Annotated in this window: 23 protein-coding genes; 12 read left to right on the top strand and 11 right to left on the bottom strand. The window is 58.1% G+C overall.

The annotated features are described in order from the left end of the window. Window positions 1-107: 107 nt before the first annotated feature. From tes to VMC84_RS10925, 4 genes are all read left to right on the top strand, one after another. Window positions 108-1,634: a tetraether lipid synthase Tes gene (gene tes / locus VMC84_RS10910; RefSeq protein ID WP_325380542.1), complete on the top strand. Its 1,527-nt coding sequence runs from the start codon at window positions 108-110 to the stop codon at window positions 1,632-1,634. Window positions 1,635-2,138: 504 nt separating this feature from the next. Then, complete coding sequence (locus tag VMC84_RS10915) at window positions 2,139-3,644, top strand: homocysteine biosynthesis protein (protein ID WP_325380544.1); 1,506 nt, start codon at window positions 2,139-2,141, stop codon at window positions 3,642-3,644. Then, window positions 3,641-4,030 carry a 4Fe-4S binding protein gene (locus tag VMC84_RS10920; protein ID WP_325380546.1) on the top strand — a complete coding sequence of 130 codons (390 nt, stop codon included), beginning with the start codon at window positions 3,641-3,643 and terminating at the stop codon, window positions 4,028-4,030. The genes VMC84_RS10915 and VMC84_RS10920 overlap by 4 nt, the downstream gene beginning before the upstream one ends. Before the next feature lies 1 nt (window position 4,031). Then, window positions 4,032-4,745, top strand: a complete 714-nt coding sequence (locus VMC84_RS10925) for a UPF0280 family protein (protein ID WP_325380548.1) — start codon at window positions 4,032-4,034, stop codon at window positions 4,743-4,745. Here the strand turns inward: VMC84_RS10925 and VMC84_RS10930 are convergent. Next, window positions 4,742-5,443, bottom strand: coding sequence for a glycosyltransferase (locus VMC84_RS10930; RefSeq protein ID WP_325380550.1), 702 nt, complete (start codon window positions 5,441-5,443; stop codon window positions 4,742-4,744). The two genes, VMC84_RS10925 and VMC84_RS10930, sit on opposite strands and share 4 nt — an antisense overlap. A 161-nt stretch (window positions 5,444-5,604) precedes the next feature. On the opposite strand from VMC84_RS10930, the gene VMC84_RS10935 reads away from it, so the two are divergent. Continuing rightward, window positions 5,605-6,369, top strand: a complete 765-nt coding sequence (locus tag VMC84_RS10935; RefSeq protein WP_325380552.1) for a hypothetical protein — start codon at window positions 5,605-5,607, stop codon at window positions 6,367-6,369. Here VMC84_RS10935 and VMC84_RS10940 read toward each other — a convergent pair. The 4 genes from VMC84_RS10940 to VMC84_RS10955 form a co-directional block, all read right to left on the bottom strand. Further along, complete coding sequence (locus VMC84_RS10940) at window positions 6,366-8,336, bottom strand: DUF460 domain-containing protein (protein ID WP_325380554.1); 1,971 nt, start codon at window positions 8,334-8,336, stop codon at window positions 6,366-6,368. The genes VMC84_RS10935 and VMC84_RS10940 overlap by 4 nt on opposite strands. Before the next feature lie 220 nt (window positions 8,337-8,556). Then, a complete protein-coding gene (locus tag VMC84_RS10945; RefSeq protein WP_325380556.1) occupies window positions 8,557-9,024 on the bottom strand; it encodes a YwiC-like family protein in 468 nt (155 codons plus the stop codon). Window positions 9,025-9,077: 53 nt separating this feature from the next. Next, window positions 9,078-9,848: a nickel pincer cofactor biosynthesis protein LarB gene (larB, locus tag VMC84_RS10950; protein WP_325380558.1), complete on the bottom strand. Its 771-nt coding sequence runs from the start codon at window positions 9,846-9,848 to the stop codon at window positions 9,078-9,080. Window positions 9,849-9,900: 52 nt separating this feature from the next. Beyond that, a complete protein-coding gene (locus VMC84_RS10955; RefSeq protein ID WP_325380560.1) occupies window positions 9,901-10,929 on the bottom strand; it encodes a polyprenyl synthetase family protein in 1,029 nt (342 codons plus the stop codon). Between the two features lie 104 nt (window positions 10,930-11,033). On the opposite strand from VMC84_RS10955, the gene minD reads away from it, so the two are divergent. After that, window positions 11,034-12,251 (top strand): cell division ATPase MinD, encoded by a 1,218-nt coding sequence (gene minD / locus VMC84_RS10960; protein WP_325380562.1) that lies wholly within the window; start codon window positions 11,034-11,036, stop codon window positions 12,249-12,251. Window positions 12,252-12,273: 22 nt separating this feature from the next. Next, the gene (locus VMC84_RS10965; protein ID WP_325380564.1) at window positions 12,274-13,134 is read left to right on the top strand and encodes a DUF72 domain-containing protein; all 861 of its coding nucleotides are present in this window, start codon (window positions 12,274-12,276) and stop codon (window positions 13,132-13,134) included. 776 nt (window positions 13,135-13,910) lie between these two features. Here the strand turns inward: VMC84_RS10965 and tatC are convergent. Then, on the bottom strand, window positions 13,911-14,708 hold the full coding sequence (tatC, locus tag VMC84_RS10970) for a twin-arginine translocase subunit TatC (RefSeq protein WP_325380700.1): 798 nt from the start codon (window positions 14,706-14,708) through the stop codon (window positions 13,911-13,913). Window positions 14,709-14,738: 30 nt separating this feature from the next. Further along, complete coding sequence (locus VMC84_RS10975) at window positions 14,739-15,956, bottom strand: glycosyltransferase family 4 protein (protein ID WP_325380566.1); 1,218 nt, start codon at window positions 15,954-15,956, stop codon at window positions 14,739-14,741. Between the two features lie 102 nt (window positions 15,957-16,058). Between VMC84_RS10975 and VMC84_RS10980 the strand changes: the two genes are divergently transcribed. Next, window positions 16,059-16,991, top strand: a complete 933-nt coding sequence (locus VMC84_RS10980) for a GNAT family N-acetyltransferase (protein ID WP_325380568.1) — start codon at window positions 16,059-16,061, stop codon at window positions 16,989-16,991. Here the strand turns inward: VMC84_RS10980 and VMC84_RS10985 are convergent. The 4 genes from VMC84_RS10985 to VMC84_RS11000 all read right to left on the bottom strand — a co-directional run bounded on the left by VMC84_RS10985 (window position 16,960) and on the right by VMC84_RS11000 (window position 22,511). Then, on the bottom strand, window positions 16,960-19,254 hold the full coding sequence (locus VMC84_RS10985) for a DEAD/DEAH box helicase (protein WP_325380570.1): 2,295 nt from the start codon (window positions 19,252-19,254) through the stop codon (window positions 16,960-16,962). The genes VMC84_RS10980 and VMC84_RS10985 overlap by 32 nt on opposite strands. A gap of 260 nt (window positions 19,255-19,514) precedes the next feature. Next, the gene (locus VMC84_RS10990; protein WP_325380572.1) at window positions 19,515-20,183 is read right to left on the bottom strand and encodes a dolichol kinase; all 669 of its coding nucleotides are present in this window, start codon (window positions 20,181-20,183) and stop codon (window positions 19,515-19,517) included. Then, the gene (gene glyS / locus VMC84_RS10995) at window positions 20,183-21,928 is read right to left on the bottom strand and encodes a glycine--tRNA ligase (RefSeq protein WP_325380574.1); all 1,746 of its coding nucleotides are present in this window, start codon (window positions 21,926-21,928) and stop codon (window positions 20,183-20,185) included. The genes VMC84_RS10990 and glyS overlap by 1 nt, the downstream gene beginning before the upstream one ends. 157 nt (window positions 21,929-22,085) lie before the next feature. Beyond that, on the bottom strand, window positions 22,086-22,511 hold the full coding sequence (locus VMC84_RS11000; protein WP_325380576.1) for a transcriptional regulator TbsP domain-containing protein: 426 nt from the start codon (window positions 22,509-22,511) through the stop codon (window positions 22,086-22,088). A 267-nt stretch (window positions 22,512-22,778) separates the two neighbouring features. Here VMC84_RS11000 and VMC84_RS11005 point away from each other — a divergent pair, with 267 nt between their 5' ends. The 4 genes from VMC84_RS11005 (at window position 22,779) to VMC84_RS11020 (ending at window position 25,986) form a co-directional block, all read left to right on the top strand. Further along, window positions 22,779-23,141: a hypothetical protein gene (locus VMC84_RS11005; protein WP_325380578.1), complete on the top strand. Its 363-nt coding sequence runs from the start codon at window positions 22,779-22,781 to the stop codon at window positions 23,139-23,141. 81 nt (window positions 23,142-23,222) lie between these two features. Further along, a complete protein-coding gene (locus VMC84_RS11010; RefSeq protein WP_325380580.1) occupies window positions 23,223-24,230 on the top strand; it encodes a hypothetical protein in 1,008 nt (335 codons plus the stop codon). Between the two features lie 153 nt (window positions 24,231-24,383). Then, window positions 24,384-25,217: a PGF-CTERM sorting domain-containing protein gene (locus VMC84_RS11015; protein ID WP_325380582.1), complete on the top strand. Its 834-nt coding sequence runs from the start codon at window positions 24,384-24,386 to the stop codon at window positions 25,215-25,217. Window positions 25,218-25,332: 115 nt separating this feature from the next. Next, window positions 25,333-25,986, top strand: coding sequence for a winged helix-turn-helix domain-containing protein (locus tag VMC84_RS11020; RefSeq protein WP_325380583.1), 654 nt, complete (start codon window positions 25,333-25,335; stop codon window positions 25,984-25,986). The last annotated feature ends 211 nt before the right edge of the window (window positions 25,987-26,197 follow it).

Below are 26,197 nucleotides of genomic sequence, written 5' to 3' on the forward strand. Positions count from 1 at the left end.
ATAGCAATACTAACAACCAATGTATTTAATATAGCAAAGTGAACAATCATTGAAGACTCTAGTATTGTAATACTAACGCAATAGGAACCATAACAGGGGGAGATTTAATGAGTCAGACCCGATCGATATGCCCGGAATGCCACAGTGTCATAGATGCCACCATCGAGAAAAAGGATGGCCGGGTATTGATTACCAAAGAATGTAAGGACCACGGCACTTTTAGCGATGTATATTATTCCGACAGCAAGCTATACGACCGATTTGCGAAGTTTGGCGTGAAAGGCAAAGGCCTGGCCAACCCTAACATGGACGAGAAGCACGGCTGTCCCTACGACTGCGGCATCTGCCCTAACCATAAGACTTCCACGCTGCTGGCGAACATCGACGTGACGAACAGGTGCAATTTTTCCTGCCCGCTCTGCTTCGCCAACGCCAGCAAGAGCGGCTACGTCTACGAGCCCACGATGGAGCAGATCCGGGGCATGTTCCAGGCCCTGCGGGACGAAAAGCCCGTGCCCTGCTATGCCGTCCAGTTCGCCGGAGGCGAGCCCACCATGCGGGAGGAGCTTCCCGAGATCATCAATATGGCGAGAGACATGGGCTTTTTCCAGATCATGATCGCCACGAACGGCATGAAGATGGCGAGGAGCAAGGAGTACTGCAAGGAACTCCGGAAGACTCCGCTGTCGACCGTTTACCTCCAGTTCGACGGCGTCACAGAGGAGCCGTTTATAAAGTTAAGGGGCTTCAACGCGCTCCCCTACAAGCTGAAGGCCATCGAAAACATGCGCGAGACGGGCCTCGGGAACATCGTGCTCGTCCCGACCCTGGTCCGGGACGTCAACTCCGGCCAGGCGGCCGATATCATCCGGTTCGCTGCGAAGAACATCGACATCGTCCGGGGAGTGAATTTCCAGCCCGTGTCCTTCTCCGGCCGGGTGGAGACCGATGAGCTGAAGAAAGGCCGCATCACCATACCTGACCTGCTGGACATGCTCGAGGAGCAGAGTGGCGGCGCGCTCATGAAGAGCGACTTCTTCACCTGTCCCACGGTAACCGCCCTGTCCGACATCATGGAGGCCTGGACCGGCCAGCCCCAGGTCATTTTCACCATACACCCGCACTGCGGCGCAGCCACCTACGTGTTCGTGGATGAAAAGGGCAACTATACGCCGATCACCCGCTTCGTCGACGTAGACGGCCTCGTGGAGACGGTGGAGCGCATCAGCCATGAATCCCGCGGCTCGAAGCACGCGAAGGCCTTAATCGGTGAGAAGCTCATCCGCGAAGTGCCGAAATACGTCGAAATGAAAAAAATGCCGCCAGGCATGAACGTCACGAAGTTGCTGCTCTCCTTCGTCACCAGCGGAGATCCGGTCAAGGCGCTCTCCGAATTCCACTATAACGCCCTCATGATCGGCGCCATGCACTTCATGGACCCATATAACCTGGACATGGAGCGGGTGCAGAGCTGCGGCATCCACTATGCCACGCCCGATGGCAGGATCATACCGTTCTGCACGTACAACATCCTATACCGGCAAGAGATAGAGAAAAAGTTCGCCGTACCGGTGAACTCCTCTGGTGCCAACCCCGTCCCGGCCGACCGGCCGGCCCTGACCGAGCTCAAGTAAGCCTTTTTCTTTTTTTTATTTTGTTTTACTGTGTTGAATTGCTCCCGTATTTTAAGCTTCATAAGGGCACGGAGGGCACTATTTTCACCACAGAGGCACGAAGAGCACGGAGGCCCACGGAGTTTTCTTTTTAGATTAAGTTACAAAGTACACAAAGCCGGTTCATTGACATCAGGGCACGAAGGATACAAGGGCATCGTGGAATGAGCAAGAGCACTTTTTGCCCCTGTGCCTTCGTATCCTTTGTATCTTAGAAGTTCAAAAAGCGGCTTTGTGCCCTTTGTCTCTTAATTATAAAAAAGTCTTTGTGGGCCTCCGTGCTCTTCGTGTCTTTGTGGTGAAAATAGTGCCTCCGTATACTCTGAGACTTAAAAAGGCATATTCAACACAGCAATTTTGTTTTAGCCTTTATGCACGGATGCGCGAGGCGCCTTATTACCAGCAATTATAAATAGTCATAGGTATTATTACAGAATCAGCGTTAAACAATAGTCAAGTGATATTATGGTTCGAAGGACGATCGAAGAGATCAACCAGAAGATTAAAGACGGCTCCGTTCACGTGGTCACCGCCGAGGAGATGACCGCGCTCGTGCAGGAGCTGGGCGTTAAGGAGGCGGCGAAGCAGGTGGACGTCGTGACGACGGGGACCTTCGGCGCCATGTGCTCTTCGGGCGTCTTCTTCAACTTCGGGCACTCGGACCCGCCCATCAAGATGCAGAAGGTGTGGATGAACGACGTGGAAGCGTACACGGGCATCGCGGCCGTGGACGCCTACCTGGGGGCCACGCAGCTATCCGACACGAAAGGCATGGAGTATGGCGGCTCGCACGTCATCGAGGACCTGCTCCAGGGTAAGGAGATCTGGCTCAAGGCCACGGCCTATGGCACCGACTGCTACCCCAGGAAAAGGATCGACACATCGATCACATTAGACGATATGAACCAGGCGACCATGGTAAACCCCAGGAACGCCTACCAGAAATATAACTCCGCCACGAACTGCTCATCCAAGACGATATACACTTACATGGGGACCCTGCTGCCGAACTGCGGCAACGTCGCCTATAGCGGGGCCGGCGTGCTCTCGCCGCTGTCCAACGACCCGACATACCGCACCATCGGCATCGGCACCCGGATATTCCTGGGCGGAGCCCAGGGCTACGTGGTTTCCGAGGGCACCCAGCACAGCCCGTCCAGCGGCTTCGGCACGCTGATGGTGACCGGCGACCTCAGGAAGATGAGCCGCGAGTACATCAGGGCGGCCACGTTCTACAAGTACGGCACGACCATGTACGTGGGCCTCGGCATACCGATCCCCGTGCTGGACGACGATATCGCGAAAGCGGCCGCGGTGGGCGACGCGGACATCACGACGACCATTTACGACTACTCCACGCCCCGGCGGGTGAAGCCCGCCCTCCGGGACGTCACCTACGAGGAGCTCAAGAGCGGCATGATCGACCTGAACGGCAAGGAAGTCAAGACTTCCTCCCTCTCCAGCTTCTACAAGGCCCGCCAGGTGGCGAGCGAGCTCAAGGCCTGGATCCGGAAGGGCCAGTTCTTCCTCTCGCTGCCGGCACAGAGCATACCGGCCCAGGGCTCGGCGAAGCCGATGAAGCAGACCCTGGAGATGCCCCTCATCAAGGACGTAATGGCGCCAGTGGCGACGATCAATCTGGGCTTCAGCGTCCAGGAGGCCGCTAAAAAGATCATCCAGGACAAGTTCAACCACCTGCCCGTGGTCGACGAGAACAGCCGGCTGGTGGGCATCGTGACCTCCTGGGACGTGTCCAAGGCGCTGGCGCTGGCGAAGAGCGACCGGCTCGCGCCCATCATGACGAAGAACGTCATCACCGTCGCGCCCGACGACCCGGCGGACGTGGCCGTCCGTCTCCTGGAGAAGCACAATATCTCCGCCCTGCCCGTGATCGACAAGGATAAAAAGGTCCTGGGCATCGTGACGGGCGAAGGCTTGAGCAAGCTCATATCGAGGGGGGTGCGGCCATGAAGCTCCTTCTGCGCTTCAACTCGGAAATAATAAAAAGGCCCATCATCGCGGAGACGGTGCTGGAGTCGGGAGTGAAGCTGGACATCGAGCGTGCCCGGGTCGAGGGACCGCAGGGCGAGATCGTGCTCAACGTGCCGGACGACAGCTGCCGCGAGGTCGTCAATATACTAAAAAGAAAGAAGGTCGATGTAGTCCGCCTGGACGTGCCCATCACGAAGGACGAGGAGAACTGCATCCACTGCGGCGCCTGCGTCTCCGTCTGCCCGGTCGGCGCCATCGCCTTCGAGTACGACTGGCGCGTGCGGATGGACGAGAAGGCCTGCGTGCAGTGCGGTAACTGTGTCATCGCCTGCCCGGTGAGGGTCATCCGGCTCTCCGACTATTGACATGCTGGCGAAAAAATACCGGGTAAAGGAGACCATCGTCACCGTCACGGCCGACGAGCGGTACCATCCCGTCTGCCTGGCTTCCATCGGGCGCTCCCGAGGTGACCTGGAGCGCCATATCCTGGAGGACCCCTTTTTTAAGGTCACATTCGAGCCCTACCAGTGCCATGCCGATGCCCCGGAGGTCGTAAGGCGCATGGTCAGGGCGTCGGCCCGGGCCGGCGTCGGCCCAATGGCCGCCGTGGCCGGCACCATCGCCTGGCTCGCCCTGGAGGACATGGTAAAGGCCGGCTGCACCCATGGCATCATCGACAACGGCGGAGACATCGCCCTGATAAATGACCACAGCGTCGTCGTGGGCATCTATGCGGGCCCGTCGCCGATAAAAAACCTGGGGCTGGAGATCGGGCCCCGTGACCGCATACTGGGCATCTGTACGTCCTCCGCCACGGTGGGCCCCTCCATCAGCCTGGGGAATTCCGACGCCGCCCTGATCGTCTCGGACGACGTCTCGCTGGCGGACGCCGCGGCCACGGCCCTGGGGAACCGCATTGTCGATAAGGAGTCCCTGGCGACCGCGTTCGACTTCTTAAAGGATATCCCCGAGGTCGACGGCGCCGTCGGGATCATCGGGGACCGCATGGCGACGTATGGTAAGCTGCCCAGGATCGTGCGGGCCGATGTCGACTATGAAAAGATAACCAGGGGCGATTAGCGGACCGGCTCGAAGAACCTGCCGGACGTGCCTTTCGTGTGGTACTCTATCGTGTTAGACGTGTAGAACGAGAGCATCTTCAGGTATCCCCACTGCCGGACGCGCCTCGTGGACACGTAGACTACGGCGTCCGGGTTGTAGGCGAACTTGCCGAGCCTTTTTATCCGGTTACAGAGGTCCACGTCCTCCGCCGTGACCAGCTTCGTATTGAAGCCCTTGACTTTGTTGAACGCCTTCTTCCTGACGGCGAAGTTCGAGCCGGGAACGGAAGGCTTGTTGATGTCGACCATGAACTGCGAGTAGGGAGGGAGCACGTAATTGCAAAAGTCGTTCTCGAACCGGTTGCCGTCCAGGGGCAGCAGCTTTCCGTGGACGCCCACTACCCGTCTGTCGCCCAGCGACGACGCCAGTTTGCCCAGCCAGTCGGGCGGTATGTAAGTGTCCGCGTCCGTAAACGCCAGAACTGAGTACCGGGCCGCATGGGTGCCGACCTGCCTCCCATAGGCAATGGTATCCTTGCAGTCTACGATCACGCGGTCGGCGTGCTCCTGCGCGATGGCCACAGTATTGTCTGTACTACTGCCGTCCGATACGATGACCTCGTAGTTACCTGGGTACTCCTGGCATTCGAGCGACTTCAGGCACGTCCCGATATATTTCTCCTCATTATAGGTGGGAATAATAATTGAAATGTCCATGCAATTCACCACATGGGCGATCGTTGAGATAGATAGTTTTACGGGATAATTTTACTTTTTTTACTTTAATAAGGCTTACAAGCTTAAATAATGTTTTCGCTCGTCGGCAATCACGGTTTCGCTTATATAGTTTAGAGGATAAACAGCACCGCGGAGGCCACATGGAACGCAGGAGACTGTACGTTTATGCGGCGGCGCTCGTCGCGCTGCTCGTGCTGCTCGTCGTATCGGTCGCCGAATACCTCGATATAGCCTCGCTGAACCAGCAGCTCGGCGTTTACCAGAAGCAGCAAAAAGAGCTCTCCCGCGTCCTCCTTGAGGAGCACGCCCGGGACATGGAAGCCGCCCGCAGCGCCTGGACCGAGGCCAACCCGCAGGAGTACGTGGCGCTCAAGAACGAAGGAATTACGGTCGAGGCGGACTCCATCATGACGGACGCGTACACGGTCGTCCTGGATTTGCAGGACTCGTCCGGGGCGAGAGTGGATTCCACCGCCGGCGGAACAGCCCCAGGTGAAGCCGTAGTATACCTGGGCCAGTACTACGACGATAACATGACCCGGGTCCCGGGCTGGGAGGCCTCCTATACGGTCAACACGACCACGCACGCTGTGACGGGCCTCACGTCCCTGCTGGTCCAGAACATCGCCTACGAATATTACACGAGCCGCCTGGCCCCCGACATCTGCCTGAGCCTCGGCGTCTCTAACGGCAGCGTCACCGGCTCCACGGCCCGCTCTATCGACTGCTCTCAGCTCGATACGGGCGACTGGATGGACGTGACCGAGCACAAGTACTCGCTCAGGAACGTCGACCTCCGGGAATTCTTGCTCATAAAAACGTACGTCAACGCCTCGACCCAGGGCGTCACGGGCGTGGACGTATCAAAGCCCTACTACGACAGCGTGACGGGCAGCAACTATTAGAACGCCTTCGAATCGTGGCGGTACTCCCGGGCCCGCTTCGCCTTGTACTCGTCGATGATGCCCATCAGCTTTTCCTCCCGGGCCTGCTTCTCAACGTCTGCCGCGTAAACCTTCCACTTTTCTATCGCCGACTCGAGCCGGCCCGGGTCGAGGACCGCGTAGCCGTCGACGAACTTCAGCGGCACGTCTTCCCTGGAAAGCACGGGCACCTTCGCCTTTAAAAATTTTTCTTCGGCCAGGTGAGACATGGCCGTTCCTCTGATCAGGGCTTTGATATTCCTCTCGACGAGCATGGCCGCCGCCTCCACGCCTCCGCCGGCGTCCCTCACGAATATCACGTCGCCGGGCTTGATGCCGAATTTCCGGTCGCAGCTCAACACGGACTCCCGGGACAGGTTCTCGATGACCTTGACGGGGGCCTTATCCCCCCTGAACTCCAGGGCCCGGATGTGCTTGAGGCGGTCCACGTAGGACTGGAGCTCCGAGTTCCGCCTCTTCAGGTCGGCCGTCTCCTTTTTGAGGCGGGCGATCTCGCCGTCCCGTATCGTTATTTCCCTGGTCCGGCGCAGGTCGTCGATGCCCTTGCTCTTGAGGCTCCGGATGGCGCGGTCCTGGGACGCGACCCGGAGGTCGAGGTGCTTCATCTCGCGCCTCAGGTCGCTAATGTACGAGCGCAGGTTCTCGATCTGCTCGTCCTTCTGCTTCAGCCGGGCCCGGAGCTCCTCGAGCTTCGCGTCCGACTCCGCCCCGGCGGGCGCGGCCTCCTTCGGCCTCTCCGGCGCCGGCGGCGCCGTGAGCATGTCCAGCGCCACCTCGACGGGCTTGCCCTCGATGGCCATCGCCTTCACGTCATCCGAGAGGTGCGAGGGCGTCTTCCGGTCGATCTGCGCGAACTTGTTTTTATAGGTGTTGAACGCCTTGACGGCTGCCGCCAGGGCGTCCCTCTCGTGGTCGTTGCCATAGCCCAGCGGCCTGGCGAGCCTCACCTTTTCCTCCACGGATATGCGCTCGTTAGGCGTGAACAGGACAGCCTTGAAAGCCCGCTTTATCTTCTCCACCGCGCCGGGCGGGGGCACCACGTCCGTCGCGATAACCACGGGCCGCCCCATCTCGCTGATGTGCTCGATGATCTCGGGTATGGACGACACCCGGGAGCTCGACACCTCGATGAGCCGCCCGCTCAGGTCCAGGATGGCGACGGCGGTTGTCGTGCCCGGGTCCACGCCCACGATGATGTAGTCCCGCTTCCGTCTCTCCAGCGGAATGAACTCGATTGCCTCCTTCTCCACGCTGGTCACCGTGACCTGCACGTCCTCCTCACGGGAGTTGTGGATGCCCAGGTCGGAGCGCCGGGCGTTCACGACGAAGGTGCCGTTCACGTAGCCGCCGAAGCCCTCGGTGATCGTCATGTCGTAGACCCGGTCCTTGAGCTTCGCCTCGATGTCCCGGACCTTTTCCCGGACCTTGCCCTGCACCTTGCGCCGGTAGCGGTTCTGGCTCCACCCTCCCCTTCCGAGAGAGCGGCCGCGGCTGACCTTGATGACTGTCCTGTCCTCGAACACGGACACGATATAGCCGACGCCCATGGACGCCAGGCAGGCGGCGGCGAACGCCTCCTCTTCGGGCATGAGGGGGTTAAAAGTGATGCCGTAGTCCCGGCCCAGCCTGGTCAGGGGCTCCTGGTGCTCGTTGCCCGTCACCTGTACGAGCCTGACCTCGGGCGGCAGCCGCCTCAAAAAGCTGACCAGCTCTTTCTTGTTTTCGGCGAGCTCGGTGATGCTGTCCACGGCGAGGATGCCGGGGCGGTACTGCTTGATGAGCCTGAGAAGCTTAAAACGGCTGACAGAAGAGTATTTTTCGACGCTCCCGTTGAGGATGACCACCGCATAGCGAGGGGCCTCTCTGGAGCGGCTCGAGCCTTTGACGATGTCCACGCCGAATATGGTTTGTGTGGTTTGGGATGCCATTTGTGTGAGATTCTGGGTTTAGGTTATTGTCTCGGTTCAATAAGTTTTTGTTGGCCCCTCAAGGCCACCCTTCTTTGGAAGAAGTAACTCGTTGAACACCCCCGGCGTCCATGAATCATCGGGAGCCATGCGCTATGGCTCCTTCACAAAATAAGAATGGGCGGGAAATATGATAAAAGTATCCGTTGGGTTTTACGCATCCGGGTCGAGGGAGCCGCCTTTATGGCCGGCCATTGAGCGACCTTTTATCGCGTCTTTTTAAAATATCGGCATGGTTCGCCCATATATTGATCGCTATCTGGGCTACGAAAAGGGCGAGCATCAGCAGGCCCGGGAGCAAGGACCATTTCCAGACCATGACGACGAACCCGTAGTTCATCGCGAAGTAGAGGCACAGGTAAGGCAGGAGCTGCTTCCAGTTATGGCGGAAATCGAGCTTCAGGACGAAATCGTACAGGGCTTCCAGGGCCAGGTATGTAATGAAGATCCCCAGGAAGACGCCGAACTGCCAGGATTTCTTCTCCTCCGCCACCAGATAAAGCCCGTAGAGGGCCGGGATGGCCAGGAGCAAATAGACCTTTCCAACGCGACTTACGTCGTCCATCCTCTTTTTCTTCGCGAGCAGGAATATCGCGATCAAAAGGACGCTATTGACCAGGCCTATGGCGAAGAATAGCTCCTCTAACATAAAAAAAAGTATATCCCGTACAAATGATAAATTTTTTCACGCCGGGTTTTTCATTAATGAGAGTGCTTCGCGATCAGCGCAGCCGTTGCGCCCGCGTTGAAGCCGTTATCGATGTTGACCACCACCAGCCCCGGGGCGCAGGACTGCAGCATCGTCGTCAGGGCGCCGATGCCTCCTGCTCCCAGGCCATAGCCCACGCTCGTGGGCACGCCGATCACAGGAACGCCCACCATCCCGGCGACGACGGAGGGCAGCGCCCCCTCCATGCCCGCCACGACGATGACGCAGGCCACGTCCTGCCTGATCATCTCCTTGAGCGGGTCCAGCAGGCGGTGAATGCCCGCGACGCCCACGTCGTAGCCCCTGATCGCCTCACAGCCCATGATCTCCGCGATGGTGGCCGCCTCTTCGGCTACGGGGATGTCGGACGTGCCCGCGGTGAGCACCCCGATCCTGCCGATGTTCTCCTGGACACAGCCCCGCCGGTCGATGACGATCATCCGGGCCTCTGGCTTGTAGGTGACGCCATCGGTGCCGATGCGCTTCGTAATCTCCTCGTAGTACTTATCGGAGGCCCGGGACAGCACGAGCATGCCCTTTTTCGCGATGAGGCGCTCGACGATCTCGCCCGCCTTCTCGGGCGTCTTGCCCTCGGCGTAGATGACCTCGGGTATGCCGGAGCGGCACTCGCGGCTCATGTCGAAGACCGTGTGGTTCCCGATCTTCTCCACGTAGTCCAGCCTCAGCAAACGCTCCGCCGCATCGATGTCCAGCTCGCCGGCAGCCAATTTTTCCAGCACTTCCCTGGCGTCCAAATCGGTCACTTGTCCAGAATAGTTTTTTAAAATACTTATAGCCTTAATGGATAATAATTTATCAGTAGTCGCGCTCGACCAGGAACCGCCCGATGGCCTGCAGCCGTTCCATGGGGGCCTTGTGCAGGCGCAATCCCTCGAACTGGGCCATCGCCTCGTCCTTATAGCGCTGGGCCTCATTCTGCGTGTATTCTAAAGCCCCGGCCTCCGTGAGGATATCGAACACTCGGGCCACGTCCAGGTCGCTGAGCTTTTCCTTCACGTAGATGCGCTTTAATTCCGCGCGGCGCTTCGACTTCTCCATGGCGTATAACACCGGGAGGGACTTCTTTTTATTTCGGATGTCGTTCTTCGCCGACTTGCCCGTGCTCTTAGGGTCGCCCCAGATGCCCAGGATGTCGTCCCTGATCTGGAAGCTGATGCCTATCTTGCGGCCGAAGGTCTTAAAGCGGCCGATGACGTCCTCGTCCTCCGTCGCGACCATGGCCCCAATGGCGGCCGCAGCCTCGATGAGCGCGGCGGTCTTGCCGCTGACCATGGTAATGTACTCATCAACGGAGACGTCGCTCCGGCACTGGAAGTCCATGTCCAGGTACTGGCCCTCGCACAGCTCGATGACCGTCTCGTTGAAGAGGCGCATGATCTCGATCATCATTTCCGGCTTCACAGAGCCGTCCAGGTCTAAAAGCGACAGGTTCGCCACGATATCCATCGCGTCGCCGGTGTTGATCGCCTGGGGTACGCCCCAGAGCTTCCAGAGCGTGTCCCGGTGGCGGCGCTTCTCGTCCCCGTCCTCGATGTCGTCGTGGATCAGGGAGAAATTATGCAGGAGCTCGACGGCCGCGGCCGCGGGCAGCGCCTTATTCCGGTCTCCGGCTATGGCCTCGCAGGCGAGCAGGCATATGGTCGACCGCAGGCTCTTGCCCCGCGGGGCCCGGCAGTCGTTAAAGCCCTCATCCAGCCATCCCAGGTGGTACTTCATCATGTCGTACAGGCGGCCCACGTTTTTCCTGCCGTTGAGCACGGCCTTCATCTGGCCGTCCGTGTATGCTGAGTATTCCTCTAATATCGGCGTGACTGAATCGACCATGGTGACTCCTTGTTTTAGGTTGGCTTATAATCATACAGATATTAAAACCCTTCGCAGAAGATGAGAAAGGCTTATATGCAATAAAATGAAAATAAGTCTTTACCATGCAGGACACGCCCAAGCTGACGAAATACTGGGACGAGAAAAGCGGCCGGATGTCCCTCATCCTGAAGAACGGCGAGCGGCCGCTTCGCGGCATCGTCGTGGAGGACCAGTACCCCGCGGCCATCTCGGGCATACTGTGCTTCGCAAAATCGGGAGGCGTCGCCCCCGTGGCTACGGCCTCCGGCGGTAAGATCCTGTGGAAAGTCGCCAACCTGGCCCCCGGCGAGCTTAAGGAACTGGTATACACATCGCTCATAAGAGACGCCCTTGAAGGCTATGCCCCGAAGAAGCCCACGCCGGCCGACGCGGCCCTGCTATCCTCCACGGCCTCCCTTCCCCCGAAGCTCACGGGAGACGTGGAAACGCCTGCGAAGGCGGAGGAAAGGCCGGCCCTGAAGCCCCCGGAAGAGCCTGCGAAAAAAGCGGCGCCCGCCAGGCATGCCGTGGTGGTCGCCGTGGGCGCCGGCAAGGGCGGCACCGGCAAGACCACCTTCTCCATTAATCTGGGCGTGGCGCTGGCCGAGTTGGGTAATGATACTATTTTAATGGACGCGGACGCGAGCATGAGCAACCTGTCCACGTACCTCGGCATGGACCCGAACGGCATGAAAGCCACGCTGCACGAGGTGCTCGCGGGCGAGGCCGAGCCCGAAAAAGCCACATACAGGATCTTTAACGACCACCTGCGCGTCGTGCCCAGCGGCCTTTCCATCGAGGGCTTTTTGAAGATGGACCGCTCCCTGCTCAGGGATGTCATCGAGTATTTTTCTCAAGAAGCCGACTACATCGTCATCGACACGCCCGCCGGGTACAACAGGGAGCTGGCGCTGTCGCTGGCGGCCTCGGACCACCTCATCCTGGTCCTCAACCCCGACGAGGGGAGCATGACGGACGGCCTCAAGGTGCAGGAGATGGCCCGGATCCTGGACGTGAACGTCATGGGCATAGTGCTCAACCGCTACGACATGAAGAACCCCTATTTTTCACGCTCCCAGGTAGAGGCGCACTTCGGCACGCCCGTCATCGCCATGCTGCCCGACGAGCCCGAGGTGCGGCGCAAGGATAAAGTGCCGTCGGTGCTGGCCGCCCCATCGGGCCTGATGGCGGCGGAGATATACCACGTGGCCCAGAAAATATCCGGGCAAAAGCCCCCCGCGTGCAGCCCGTCCTTCGTGTCCAGGCTCATGCTTGCCCTCTTCAACACGGCATCTTTATAACGCACGGGGCCGACTATCCTTTGTGATACTGGTAGGCACTTCCGGCTGGTCATACGACGATTGGGTGGGCGAGTTCTACCCAAAAAACCTGAGCAAAGATAAGTGGCTCGGGTTCTACGCGAAATATTTCCACACCACGGAGATCAACAGCACTTACTATAGCTTCCCCTCGCCCGCCGTCGTCCAGAGCTGGATCACGAAGGCATCGCGGCTGGCGGCATTCGAGTTCTCCCTGAAGATGCCGAAGCAGGTCACCCACGAGAGCCTTTTGCTCGACGTCGGCCATGCCCTGGAGTTCGAGGCTAAAGTACTGGCTCCCATGCGGGACGCTAGCTGTCTCGGCGCTATCCTGCTCCAGATGTCCCCATACCTCATGCTCCACGATAAAGGTAAAAAGACCGAGCACCTAGACCGCTTAAAGACGCTGCTGGGGCATCTTGACACGGGAAGCTACGAGTACGCAGTCGAGTTCCGGCATCGCTCCTGGCTGGAGAACGGCGCGCTGGCGGGCGATGCCGTCGACCTGCTGCGCGAGAGGGGCGTCGCCGCCTGCGCCGTGGACGGCCCCTCCATGCCGCCCGTCGTCGAGAACACTGCCGGCCACGGGTACATCCGGTTCCACGGCCACAACGACGACATCTGGTATAAGAAAGGCCCCGAAGATGGCCGAATGAACCGGTACGATTACAATTACCGCCCGGAGGAACTCCTGCCCTGGAAGAAGCGCATCGAGCCGCTGCTCAGGGGAAGAGTGAGGGCCTACTTCAACAATCATCCCCACGCCAATGCGGCGAAGAACGCCAGGCTTTTCGAGTCCATCATGGGCGTGGAGTCCGTGCCGCCGGCCATCCAGAAGCAGTCCGACCTGTCCTCGTTTTTTTAATCAGACCCCCAGAAAGTATAAAGTTGCACGTGGAATGTTTCAGCCACGAAGTTACACTAAGCCGGCTAAAAGCTGCTCTAAGACTTTTAAGATATTTTACCGTGTTGAATAAGTCTTATATGTCCTGCGCTTCTCCGGCTTAAGCCCGCGAAGCCTGCTAAGTCCGCGAAGGCCCTATTAAAGAAATTAATTATGACTGCTGTGTTGAATTGCTCCCGTATTTTAAGCTTTTTAAGAGCACGGAGGGCACTATTTTTCACCACAGAGGCACGATGGCACGGAGGCCCACAAAGTTTATTTTTAAATGTTTCGCTGATGCGAATTCGAGCAAGTTACAAAGATCACAAAGCGGTTCATTGACATCAGGGCATGAAGGATGCAAGGGCATAGTGGAATGAACATGCGAGCACTTTTTGCCATCGTGCCTTCGTATCCTTTGTATCTTAGAAGTTCAAAAAGCGGCTCTGTGCCCTTGGTCTCTTAATTATAAAAAAGTCTTTGTGGGCCTCCGTGCTCTTCGTGCCTTTGTGGTGAAAATTGTGCCTCCGTACACTCCGAGACTTAAAAGGGCATATCCAGCACAGCAATTGTGACTAAGCTCATTCATTTAATATTAAATCATCTTTTAATGTAGCTTCGTGGCCTGCACGCTCGAAACAGTCTTTGCGGACTTAGCAGGCTTCGCGGGCTTATATAGCAAAAATTAAAAAAAAGTCTTAGAGCAGCTTTGAGCCGGCTTCGAGTAACTTCGTGGCCGAGACAGTCTTCGGGCCGGCTTATGAATTTTCAAGGGGCTTAACGGCATTCGCCTTCGGCACGGTGAACCGCATGGAGAACAGGCTGATCTCATAGAAGATGATGAGCGGCACGCCGACCATGATCTGGGTGATAACGTCAGGGCTCGTGACCAGGGCCGCGACGATGAGTATGATCACCCACATGTGGCGCCGGTATTTTTTAAAGATGTCCACACTGACGATGCCCGACCTGGCCAGAGCGTTCATTACCAGGGGGAGCTCGAAGACCAGGCCGAACACGAGCGTTGTGAGCATGGCGAAGTTCACGAAGTCGGAGACCCGCCAGTTGCTGGCCACGCCCGCGTCGCCCGCGCTGTTGATGAGATACTGGAACACCAGCGGCAACATCAGGAAGTACGAGTAGGCGCATCCCACGAGAAAGAGCGCGACCGCGAGGACGGCCACGAGCACGAGCGTGGCTTTGCTGACCTTAAAGCGCTCTCCGAGCTTTAGCCGGCTTAAATATCGATAGCCGTAATAGAAAACGATCGGCAGCGCTGCCAGAATGCCGATGATGAGCGACAGCTTGAGCTCGAGCATCATGAGCTCCAGGGGCTGCGTCTGGATGAGATGGAAGCTGCCGGAGGTAATATTTTTAATCAGGTCATCCCTCATGCGCCCGATGATCGCGCCGGTGAAGGGGAAAGCTATCACCGATATGACCAGCACATATAGCGCCAGGTAGAGGATGCCTTTTTTAAACCGTGCCAGCAGGGCCGCGATGTCAGTGAACGATACCAGCGTGACCGCCCCTCGAATTATACTGGCTGTAAAAATAAATACTTAGGGGTTTGGGCGGCCCATTTTTTATGTAACGTTGATGTGAGGATAATACCGGTCATTATTTCCCTTGCCCTTCTTTTTTTCCATGAGCACGTCCTCGTAGACATGTTTGGTCTTTTGGGCGATGAGCTTCCAGTCGAACTCGTCCTCAGCGCGCCTGCGGCCTGCCCGGCCCATGGCCTTCATCTTTTCCGGGTCGTCCAGCAGGGCGTTGATCTTTTTGGCGAGCGCCTCCGGGCTCCGCATGGGCACCACGTAGCCGTTATAGCCGTCTTTCACTAATTCGGCGTTGCCGCCCGCGTCGGTGCACACGACAGGCCTCGAGGAGGACATGGCCTCCAGAATGGCGATCGGCAGTACCTCCCACACCGAGGGCAGCACGAACATGTCGCAGGTCCCATACGCCTCTTTAAGCATGTCCTCGGACATATAGCCGGAAAATATGACGCTCTTCTCCAGGCCCATGGCTTTTACTTTATTTTTCAGGCCTTCCAGGGCACTGCCCCGGCCCACGAGGAGCAGCTTCGCGTCCCGGTGTTCTTTAAGCACGAGGGGCATGGCGTCGATGAGGTAGGGCACGCCCTTCTGCGTGATCATCCGCCCCACGAAAAGGAGCATGGGGCCGTCGATGCCGTACTGCCGGCGCACGTTCGTGGCGGCCGTGGGCTTGAAGGCGCTCACGTTGATGCCGTTGTGCACAGGCACGATCTTACTCTCGTCGATGTGGTATTTGGCGATGTCGTGCCTGACCCACTCGGAGACGGCGATGATCCGGTCGGCCATGGCGAAGGGCCAGCGGCCGATAGCCCAGTCGTAAGCCGAGCCGAAGACGGTGATGGGCAGCGAAATCCCTAAAGGCCGGGCGTTGTGGATGGTCATAATGAACGGCTTGCCGCGGAGCTTCGCGTAGAGCGCGGCCGTATCGAAGTCCACGAAGAACCGGTTCTGTAAATGAATTATGTCGAAGTCGTTCTCATCGTCCAGCCTTTTCAGGTAATGCGGAAAGAGCACAGACAGGACGAGGGGGGGCGGATAGAAGCCCGGCACTTTCACGCTCAGGCAGGGCACGCGGTGCACTTTCACGCCGTTAAGCTCCTCGTAGGCCGGCGTGCCGTCTATTCTGGCCGTGACGACTGTCACGTCCACGCCCTGCCTCACCAGCTCCTGCGACAGCTCGAGCATGTGCTTCTCCACGCCGCCCGAGAACGGGTGGAACAGCGCGTTGACCAGGCAGACCTTCATCTTATCATCCGCACAAATTTACAATTGCCGTTCCATAAGACAGTGCGCTATTTAATGATTGCGCAACTGACTAATACCTGCTAATCCAATATGACATTTCACATGCTCAACGCAAGAGTGGGCCGGGGCACGACGGAGGGCATCGGGCACGTCTTCTCGGACGCCGCCAGGACCGTCCCAGTTACCGACCTGTCGGAGCGCCGATACATCAATAACCTGATGGACAGGGCAAGGCAGGGAGAGCTGGGCGTCTACACGCTCATGCGGGACGGCCACGTATCCGGCGTCATCTGCTACCGGGCGCTCGACGGGGACGCCGAGCTGGTCTTCGGCCACGTCATCGGCGGCAGCTGCGAGGCGTTTTTCCTGAAGGGCGCGGTCGACGGCCTCTTTAGCGAGGGCATGCACACCATCCGGAGTAACTTTAACTGGCCCGATCCCCGGGGCTTCATTCCTGCCGCAAGGGACCTGGGGTTCATCGTGACCGAGCGCATGGGCATGAGCATGAGCCCTGTCCCGGCCAAGCCGTCGTATGGCGGCTTCGACATAATGCCCTGGAAGGACGCCTACCTGGGCGAAGTGTGCCGCATCATGTGCGAGAACCAGGCTCCGGCAGACCTGCCCGTGTACCCCATGTTCAGCCGCCCTGAGGGTGTCCGGGCGCTCATGGACAGTGTCGTGGCGGATCGCCATGGCCGGTTCCTCCGGCGGCTGTCGTTCGTGGCATCGTCCGGCGGCCGGCTCGTCGGCTTCATCGTCTCCACGATGCTCTCCGACGGCAGCATCCTTATCCTGGATTTAGGCGTGGACGGCGGCTACAGGAAAAAGGGCATCGGCGGTGCGCTGCTCGACCGCCTCATCGGCGACGCCTACCGTGAAGGCCATGGCGAGATCGTGCTGGCCGTGACCTCCAATAACTACGACGCCATACGGCTCTATGAGCGCAAGGGCTTCAAGGTGAACGGCTACTTCCGGCAGCACGTCCTGTCAAAGGTCTATCCCGCTAATCCCTGGGGCGGTACTCGGAGTCTATGATCTCGCGGATCTTGGAGGCCGTCTTTTCGCCCACCTTATCCACTTCCATGAGCTCCTCCTTCGAGGCGCCCACGATGCCCTTGACGGAACCGAAATGGCGCAGCAGGTTTTTAGAGATGACCGGCCCGACCTCGGAGATGGCCGAAACCAGGTACTCCTGCCGCTCGGAGAGGGTGTGCGAGGCCTTCTGGGCGTGGGGGTTCACGCTCCGCTTCCGCTCCACCTGCTCCCGGCGGGCGATGGAGAACAGGAAAGCCGCCGTTTCGGCCTCGTTCGCCGTGAAGATGATGGGCACCCCGTAGTCGACCGCGATGGAGGCCAGCACGCCGTGGATGACGCTGGGGCTGATGCGGCGCTTCGTGTAGAGGCCGTCGCCCTCGAGGAAGAGCAGGGGCCGCATGTAGGCGTGCTTCATGGCGATTATCTGCTCGAACAGGCTCCTGTCGGCGCCGAAGAGCGTGTCTAAAAAGTCGTCCGTGGTCTTACGCTCCACACAGACCCGGTCGGAGAGCACGTAGTCGCCCACTTCGAGCGTTTTTATGTTAAGCGAGGCCTTCATTTCCTCGAGGCTCTTTACGACGGCTGAGCGCATCTCCCGGATGTCCACGTAGATCTCGACGGCCTCGGGCGGCTTATCCCCGGCCCCGAACTCCCGAAGGCTGCTCTGTCCCGCGGGCGGCAGGGGCGGCGTCGTCTCCGGTATTTTTTGAATCCCGCCATTCTCAAGCATATCGGACATCCGCTGGCCGTCCTTCATGTCGTTCATGGTGCGGTACATCTTCTTTTCCTTCGCCTGGCTGACGCGATACGTGCCCTCGTCCCTGGTGCCCCTGGACATGAGCACGACCACCCGGCCCACGGCGTTCCTGCCCGTCCTCCCCCTGCGCTGGATGCTCCGTATTTCGGATGGCACGGGCTCGTAGAATATCACGAGGTCCGTCGAGGGGATGTCCAGCCCCTCCTCGGCCACGGAGGTCGCTATCAGCGTGTTGAACTCGCCGGCCCGGAACGCGTCCAGTATCTCCACCTGCTTTTTCTGGGTGAGCCCCTTATCGTTTAGCCTGGAGGCCTGGCCTACGAACCTGACGGGCCTGACGCCCTCCACCGAGGCCAGTTCCCTCGATACGAACTCGGCAGTGTCCCGGAAGTTCGTGAACACGATGATTCGGGACGACGGGTTCTGGCGCAGCTGTTCCGTCACGATCTGCTTGACCTTCTCCGTTTTCGGGTTGACCTCGTCGGCCGTGCCCGCGATCCTCATCGCGCCGGCGAGACGGGCATCCTGCATGAGCCGCTTCGTGGCCTTGCTGCCGCCCTTGCTCCCCGCTTCCTCTCTGAGCCGGTCGAAGTACTTCTTGAGGGGCACGACGCCCTGCGTCTGTATGAGGTCGACGGCGTGCTCTATCTTCATTATCTCGGCTAAAATGGAGACGGCCTTATAGCTCTCCGGCGACCCGCCCTTGTTGATCGACGCCTGGAGCTTCGCCTGGAGCATGAGGAGCTCTTTTTTGTTCAGGTGAGTGTTATACACGACGCCCATGGCCCGGAGCTTATCCAGCCGGTCGTCCATGAGCGAGTCGAGCAAGATCTTTATCTCGGCCGCCTTGTCGGGCACGTCCACCTTGATCCACTCCACGTCCTTCTCGTAGATGTAGGGCGAAACGTCGGGGTCGTTCTCTGTCTTAAGCTCGACCTGCTCGATGAAGAGGTTCTGCCTGACCTCGTTTATCTTCTCGGGCGTACTGCCCGGGGACGCGGTGATGCCCAGCACCAGGGGGTCCGATGACTGTTCCTGGTATTTCTTCGCGATGTAAACGTAAGCGTAGTCGCCCGTGGCCCGGTGGGCCTCGTCGAAAATGACTAACGAAACGTCCCTCAGGTCGAACCGTTTCATCAATATGTCGTTCTCGATGACCTGCGGGGTCGAGACGACCACCGACGAATCCTTCCACTGTATCTCCCTCTCGTCCGGGGCGACGCTTCCCGTGAACACGGCGATCCTCTCCGGCGGGATGGCAAGCGTCCGCCGCAGGAATGCGGCGTGCTGTTCTACTAGCGGCTTTGTGGGCGAGAGCATCAGTATCTTTTTACCGTCCTTGAGGCGCTCGACCATTACCAGAAGGGCGATTATGGTCTTCCCCAGCCCGGTGGGGAGCACGATGAGGGACGACTTTTCGAGGGCTTTTTTCGCCAGCGTGAGCTGATAATCGCGGCTCGCCACGGTGTCCGGCTTCAGGAGTGGGTGGCTGACGAATTCGGGCATGTACGCTGCCTATGTATCGTCGAGGCGTTATATATGTTGTATGCCCGCCTTGAAAATAATTCAATTTGGGCTTATGTTACTTATCTCCTTTATCTGGCTTTTTGCTTCGTTGATTTGTTCGGTTGGTAACACGAGCCTCACGAAAATTTTTTAGAGTTAAGGCTCGAATGGCACTAGATAAAAAAGAATTCGTATTTTAGTGTTACCAACCGAACTGTCCAGCGAAGCAGGCGAGTTAAAAAAAACAGTAAAGACTGTTATTACAGCATGGAGGCGAGCCACATGAGGGCTCCGGATACGAGCGGGATGGAGAGGTTGTCGTCCACCGTGAACCTGAGGAGCCGCCATGGGAACGCGTCCGCGACCATCGCTCCAAAAGCTCCGGCCGCGATCATCTTAAAAGAGAGCGACGGGTAGAGGGCAATGCCGATGCACCCGCATACGGCCAGCATGACGGCCATGAGGGCGGGCGACTTGGGGTGGGTGACCGCGTATCGAAGCTCGCCCACGAGGGAGCTTTTTGCCGCTGCGCCGCTGCGCTTATCGGCCTCCTTCGGCCCGTCCACCATGGTCATGATGGCGCCGGCCAGGCCAGTGATGGCGTCCCCCAGGTCCAGGAACAGTATGGCGGCGACGGCGATGGCCTTATCGAAGAGGAGCACGGCCAGGAACGAGGAGAGAAGCGCATAAAAGTACCCGCCGACAACTCCGTTTTCCTCGTGCCCCCTCAGCAGTATGCTGGGAAATATCGGGTGGCCGGATAATCGAACATACTCTAAAACTGCGGCCACGAGAACGGCGGCGAGCAGGATGAGCAGTATTAGCTCGCGGGAAAATAAAAAATAGTAGGCGAGAGGCACCACCACGCCGGCCATGTGGATGGCCTTTCTCGATGCCTCCTTCGCCAGCAGACCCAGGTCAAGGGACATTATCCGGCGACGACCTTCCTGCCGAAGTCGGTCAGCGGCTTATCGCCCGCGAGGAGCTCGCCGAGAACGGACGAAAGATCCTTCGCCGGCACCCGGACCTGGCTCATGGTGTCCCGGTCGCGGATGGTCACCGTGTCGTCCTCCATGGTGTCGAAGTCCACGGTTATGGAGAACGGCGTACCCACCTCGTCGTTGCGCCGGTAGCGCTTCCCGATGGTGCCGGACTCGTCGTACTCGATGAAGAAGCCCTTCTCCTTTAAGTCCAGGGCGATGGCACGGGCCTTGCCCGTCAGCGGCTCCTTGCTGAGCAATGGCAGCACGGCGGCGGCGATGGGCGCCACCGGGCGCGCCAGCCGCAGAACGATGCGCTCCTCGCCCTTCACCATCTCCTCGGCATAGGCGTGCTCGAGCGCCGAATAAAGGATCCGGTCGATGCCGTACGAGGGCTCCACGACGTGCGCCAGCACGCTCTCGCCGGACACGTCCTCCTGTATTGTTTTATGGTCGAACAGGCTGCTCTCTATCGTAATTTTCTCGCCGTCGATGTCCAGCACGACCTCTGGCTTCTCCAGTTCCGACTGGGGCATGGACTTTAAAGCGGCCACGATCTTGCCGGCCTTACCCTTATACCTCGGGCCCAGGACGGCCATGTTCGGGGTCACCACGGTCCTGGACACCCTCATGGGCTTCTCGAACGGCACGAAGACGGTCATGTCCACCTCGCTCCGCTTCTGGTGGGCCGTGAGGTCGTAGTTCGTGCGGTCCGCGATGCCCACGATCTCCACCCAGCCGAACCGGTCCAGGAGCACTTCGGCGTCCCAGCAGTCCATGGCGTAATGCGCCCGCTCGGTCTTCATGTGCTGCCTGAACCGGAGCCGCTTCGGGTCGACGCCCACCGTGGTCAGGAACACGTTGGTGAGGGCCACGTAATAGGCCAGGTACTCGTTGGCTATGGTGCCCTTCGCCACAGCGTCGCCAACTTTTACCGGGACGGGCGGCTTACAGTTCAGCTGGCAGTCCTCGTCGTAGAGGCTCAGCGTCATATCCCTGACGGCGGCGAAGTTCGGGTGCGAGTTCTTGTCCTTGGGGTTGACGAACACCTCGGCCTCGGCCTGGGTGAACTCACGTAAGCGTATTACTCCCTGCCTGGGAGAGATTTCGTTCCGGTAGGACTTACCGATCTGCGTCACGCCGAACGGGAGCTTCTCCCGATAGAACCGCAGCAGCCTCGGAAAATCGATGAACATGCCCTGGGCCGTCTCGGGCCGCAGGTAGCCCTTCTTCTTCTGGCCCGGGCCGATCCACGTGTTGAACATCAGGTTAAAATCGTACACCTCGCCCAGGGGGCCGCCGCACTCCGGGCATTTAATATTATTTTTATTTTTTATAATCTCGGTGAGTTGCTCTTTTTTAAGGCCGTCAGGGATCTCCATGACACCCTTGATGACGTGGTCCGCCCGGAAGGATTCCTTGCACTTCTGGCAGGTGGTCATGGGGTCAGCAAACCCTCCCACGTGGCCCGACGCCTCGAAGATCGCCTCGACGCCGATGGTGGGGGCCTCGATCTCGTAGAAGCCCTCGCCCACGCAGTAGAGACGCCGCCAGGCGTCCTCGATCTTCCGCTTGAGCGTGGCGCCCATGGGGCCGTAGTCGTAGAATCCGGAAGCCCCGCCGTAGATCTCGAATGAAGGCCAGATGAAACCCCGGTTCTTGGCGAGCTCAAAGACCTTATCATATGTATCCATGCTCTTTCCTCGAAATGATTAACGCACACAGAATAATTGTCATGGCTTATATTTTTTGTTAAATGGCAAATGCTAATGAAAACAGGCGATTAATTCAGGGAAGCAAGCGTCGTCCGCGGGAAATAGATGACGATGGGGGGCACATCGCAAAATTTCCTTAAATTACAACTTTGTGTTCTTCCGGATGGGCCGTGAGCAGCGTGCCCGGGTCCATGTTGAACATTTCCTTGAATGCGTTCGGGTTAAACCTTAACCTGAGCTTTGGCCTACCAGGGCCCTTGTTATGCATTGACTCCGTATAGATGAGCCCAGCCCGGCGCATCTCATATATTCGCCTGGAGAACGTCTCCACGCTCGCGATGCCTAATTTCAGGCCCGCTTCCCTCAAGTCCTTATATAGAATATTGCTGTTCGCACAGGCCATTATAAAGACTGATGTCGAGTCCTTGAAGGTGTTTTTTATAGCGCTGAACCTGGGCTGGCTGACCTGGTTCATCATGTTGACGTAATCGTTGGCGATGGCGTCGCCGCATAACTCCCTGATATTTACCACAAGCTCCTCAGAGGGAGATATTTTTGCCATAGTAAATACGAAATCCTTATAGATATTAAATATTGCGTTAATCGAAAAAAATGCACAGGTTAAGGCTTTTTATCGAAAAATAACTACAAATTTATATTAGTTTGCTCAAATATTTTAATATATTTTCTATTTTATTTTTTTAAAGCCGCTGATGAATGAAAAATTATATCGCAGAGGTGCTATGGGTTAATATACTTGCTTTCGCTGTCCGATCTCTCAGGCTATGGAAAAGTTTTTACCCACGCCCGGGTTCAAATAACATTACTCATGGCGCGAAAGGTGGACGTGAAACTATTCGGGTACTATCCCGAGGCCAACTGCAACGAATGCTCCAACTTCATGATGTGCGGCGGCCAGGCCCACAGGCAGGACGACGGGACGGTGAAGGCGCTGATAGATGCTTACGGCGACCGGGTCCAGGTGTCGCTGGTCAACGTTTTCTCGGACGCGATGAAGGACTATCCCGCCGTGGCCGAGTGCATAAAGAAGAACGGTCTCCGCGTGCCCATCGTCACCGTGAATGGCGACATCAGGCTCGTCGGCAGCGAGTCCACCCTGGACGCCATCAAGCAGGCCGTCGACGAGCAGCTTAATAGAAGCCCGCTCTCCTTCCTCGGCCGGCTGCCGTGAATAAAAACAACGAAGCTAAGCCACTTTTTTCCAGTAAATCCCACAAAGAGTAAATACTATCACGAGTATAACGCTCGCAGGATGGACGTGACCAGGAGACTCGGCGATATGGGCTTCACCGCCATCCGGAGAAGGACCTCCGGCGGCAAGTGCAAGCCGCACTTCTCGCTGTCATTTAAGGCGGGCGGGAACGACATTACCTTCGGCATCGATACCACGAGGCTCTCCAGGAGCGACGACCAGTACTTTTTAATCACCCACGCCCACACCGACCACTACGGCAAGTCGGCCATGCTCTCGAAGAGGTCCATCGCCTCGGACAAGACGGCCATGGCCCTGGAGCTGAGGCATGACCTGCGCTTCGAAGGCATGCGGTTCAGCGTCGGCGAGGCCCTGGACGTGGAGGGCGTCGAGGTGAAGACGTACCACACGTACCACTCAATAGGCTCGACGGCTTTCTACTGGGAGAACGAGGTGGGCGTCAGGGCTCTCGTGACGGGAGACATCAAGGACCACAAGGACCTGCCGAAGTGCGACCTTCTCGTCATGGAGGCGACGTACGGCAACCCGGGCGACCTGTCCTGTATATTTAAAGACGACTACGACGCCTTCGAGGCCGCGCTGGGCGAGCGCCACGTGGGCTTCGGCGCCTACTCCTTCGGCAAGGCGCAGCGCGCCGTATCCTTGATAAGGGAGATGGGCGACGAGCGCCCCATAGAGATGGACCGGAGCGCCCTGATGCTGACGAGGCATCTCCTGGGCGACGAGGCCGGCGAGATCGGCCGGCTCGGCGAGTTCGACGGGGGCCTGTGCATCACGTCCCCATGGAGCCTGGACCGGCTGCCCTATGGCATGAAGAAGTACGTGCTCACGGGCCAGCACTACTATGACCACCCCTGCATCTGCATCAGCGACCACACCGACTTTAACGGTTTACGGGAACTCGTGGAGCAGGTGGACCCGAAGTTCGTCATCGTTTACCACCCCGAGATGGGCAATTCTGTTAACTTCGCCAAATTTTTAAATCAAAACGGCCGGGAAGCCTGCACTCTCGCGGACCTGTCACCTGTAAGGCAAACCACCTTATAAGTGCCTCTTTTTCAGTAAATCGAACAGCGGCAAGTGTTTATATTAGAAAGTAGGTTAAGGATATAAAATTGAACGATTGTGAGAAAAGCTATATATGCTCCCTTCTTTACAATTGACATATCAATAGCATTGAAAAATGTAGAGGGAATCTGTGTGAAGAGGATCGGATTAATAGTACTGGCTATGGTGGCGATAGCCTTCTTCGTTACGCCGGTGTGCGTGGCGCAGAGCTCGTCGTTGGTCACTATCAACGGCTACGTCTATAGCGGCGCCCTGCCCATGGGCGGCGCAAAGGTGCAGATATACTCGTGGGACGGCAAGAACATGGGCAACACCCCGCTTAAGACCGTGACCACAAAAGACTCGAGCCCCGGCGTGGGGTCGTTCACGTTCACGAACGTGCCATACGACTCGTCAAAGACCTTCAACTACGTCGTCATGGCCTCGAAGAATGACGGGACCGCTTACGCCCTCGTCCACATCGTGCCGCCCGAGACGTCCACCGAGACGGCCAAGGCCGAGCCCATATACCTGGACCTCGCCATGGATTCCTGGGTCACCGACCTGACCGGCACGGTCCAGAGCGGCAACCTGCTGGCAAACGCGATCGGCATTCAAAAAGCCAACGTCACGATCTACGAGCGCAACCAGACCGACGGCTCGGTGCTGCCGGGAATAAAGGCGAGCGCCGTAACGGACTCGAACGGAAAGTTCGAGGTCAAGAACCTGCCCTACGGCCTGTACGAGGCGGTCGTGACCGCGAATGTCAACAATAACAATTACATCGAGAAGGTGGACTTTACCACTTACCAGCAGGAAACGCATATTAATGCCATCATGTCCCAGATCATGCTGGCCACTCCCACGCCCACTCCGGCCGCGAAGCCCAGCGGCAGCGGCGGCGGCCTGTTCGGCATTCCGGGATTCGAGGCGGTGCTCGCGCTCGTGGCCCTCTCCGGCACGGCACTTTTCCTCAGGAAGCGCTAAAAAACACCGAAAGAGCAAAGGAGAGCCCAACGGGCTCCCTCTTCTTTTTTAACTCCAATTTCTTTCGTAGTTATAGAAAAAGAGATTAATGATGCCACATCAATAGTCCATTCATATGGCGGATAATGAAAAGTTCCTGGTGGTGCCGCTGGGCAAGGAGTCCAAGGCCATCACCCAGACCGTTTCCAACGATACGGCCATGGAGATCATGGAGCTGCTCGCGGAAGGCCCCATGTCCACGTCCGGCGTGGCGGAGAAGCTGAGCATACCGCTCACCACGGCCCAGTATAACATCGAGAAGCTCATGGATGCGGGGCTGGTCAAGATAGCCCGCACTAAATACAGCGAGAAGGGCCGGGAAGTAAAACTATACGAGGCCATGAACCGGGCCATCATCATCCTGCCCGGCAAGTCCGGCACAGGCGCCGTCATGGACGCCCTTAAGCGGTACATTCTCGTCCTGCCCGTCGTCGCCCTCGCATCTCTCGCCGTGGAGTACCTGGTGCCCCTGACTCAGACCTCCCGGAGCGCGGACGAGAGCCTGAAGAGCGCCGGCACCGGCCCGTACCTCATGAACGCCATGCCCACGGCCGGGCCGTCGGCAGTGGCCGTGCCAGCCAGCTCTGCCCTTGACCAGGGGGCCCAGAGCGTTACGATTCTCGCCCAGCATGCAGGCCTGTTATTCTTCGCCGGCTGCCTGCTGGTCATGCTGCTACTCATCGTGCTCGAGTACGCTAAGTATAGCCGGCCGTCGAAGAAAAAGCCCTGATCAAGCCGCTCTAAGCATGATAAGCCTGCTCGAAGACCGTTCAGCCACGAAGTTACTTTAAGCTGGCCTGAAGCTACACGAAGACGTTTTAAATAATTTTTACTGCGTTGAATTACTCCCGTATTTTAAGTTTTATAAGAGACGGAGGGCACTATTTTCACCACGAAGGCACGATGGCACGGAGGCTCACAAAGTTTTCTTTTTAGATTAA

Source organism: Methanocella sp., from assembly GCF_035506375.1.
Lineage (GTDB): Archaea > Halobacteriota > Methanocellia > Methanocellales > Methanocellaceae > Methanocella.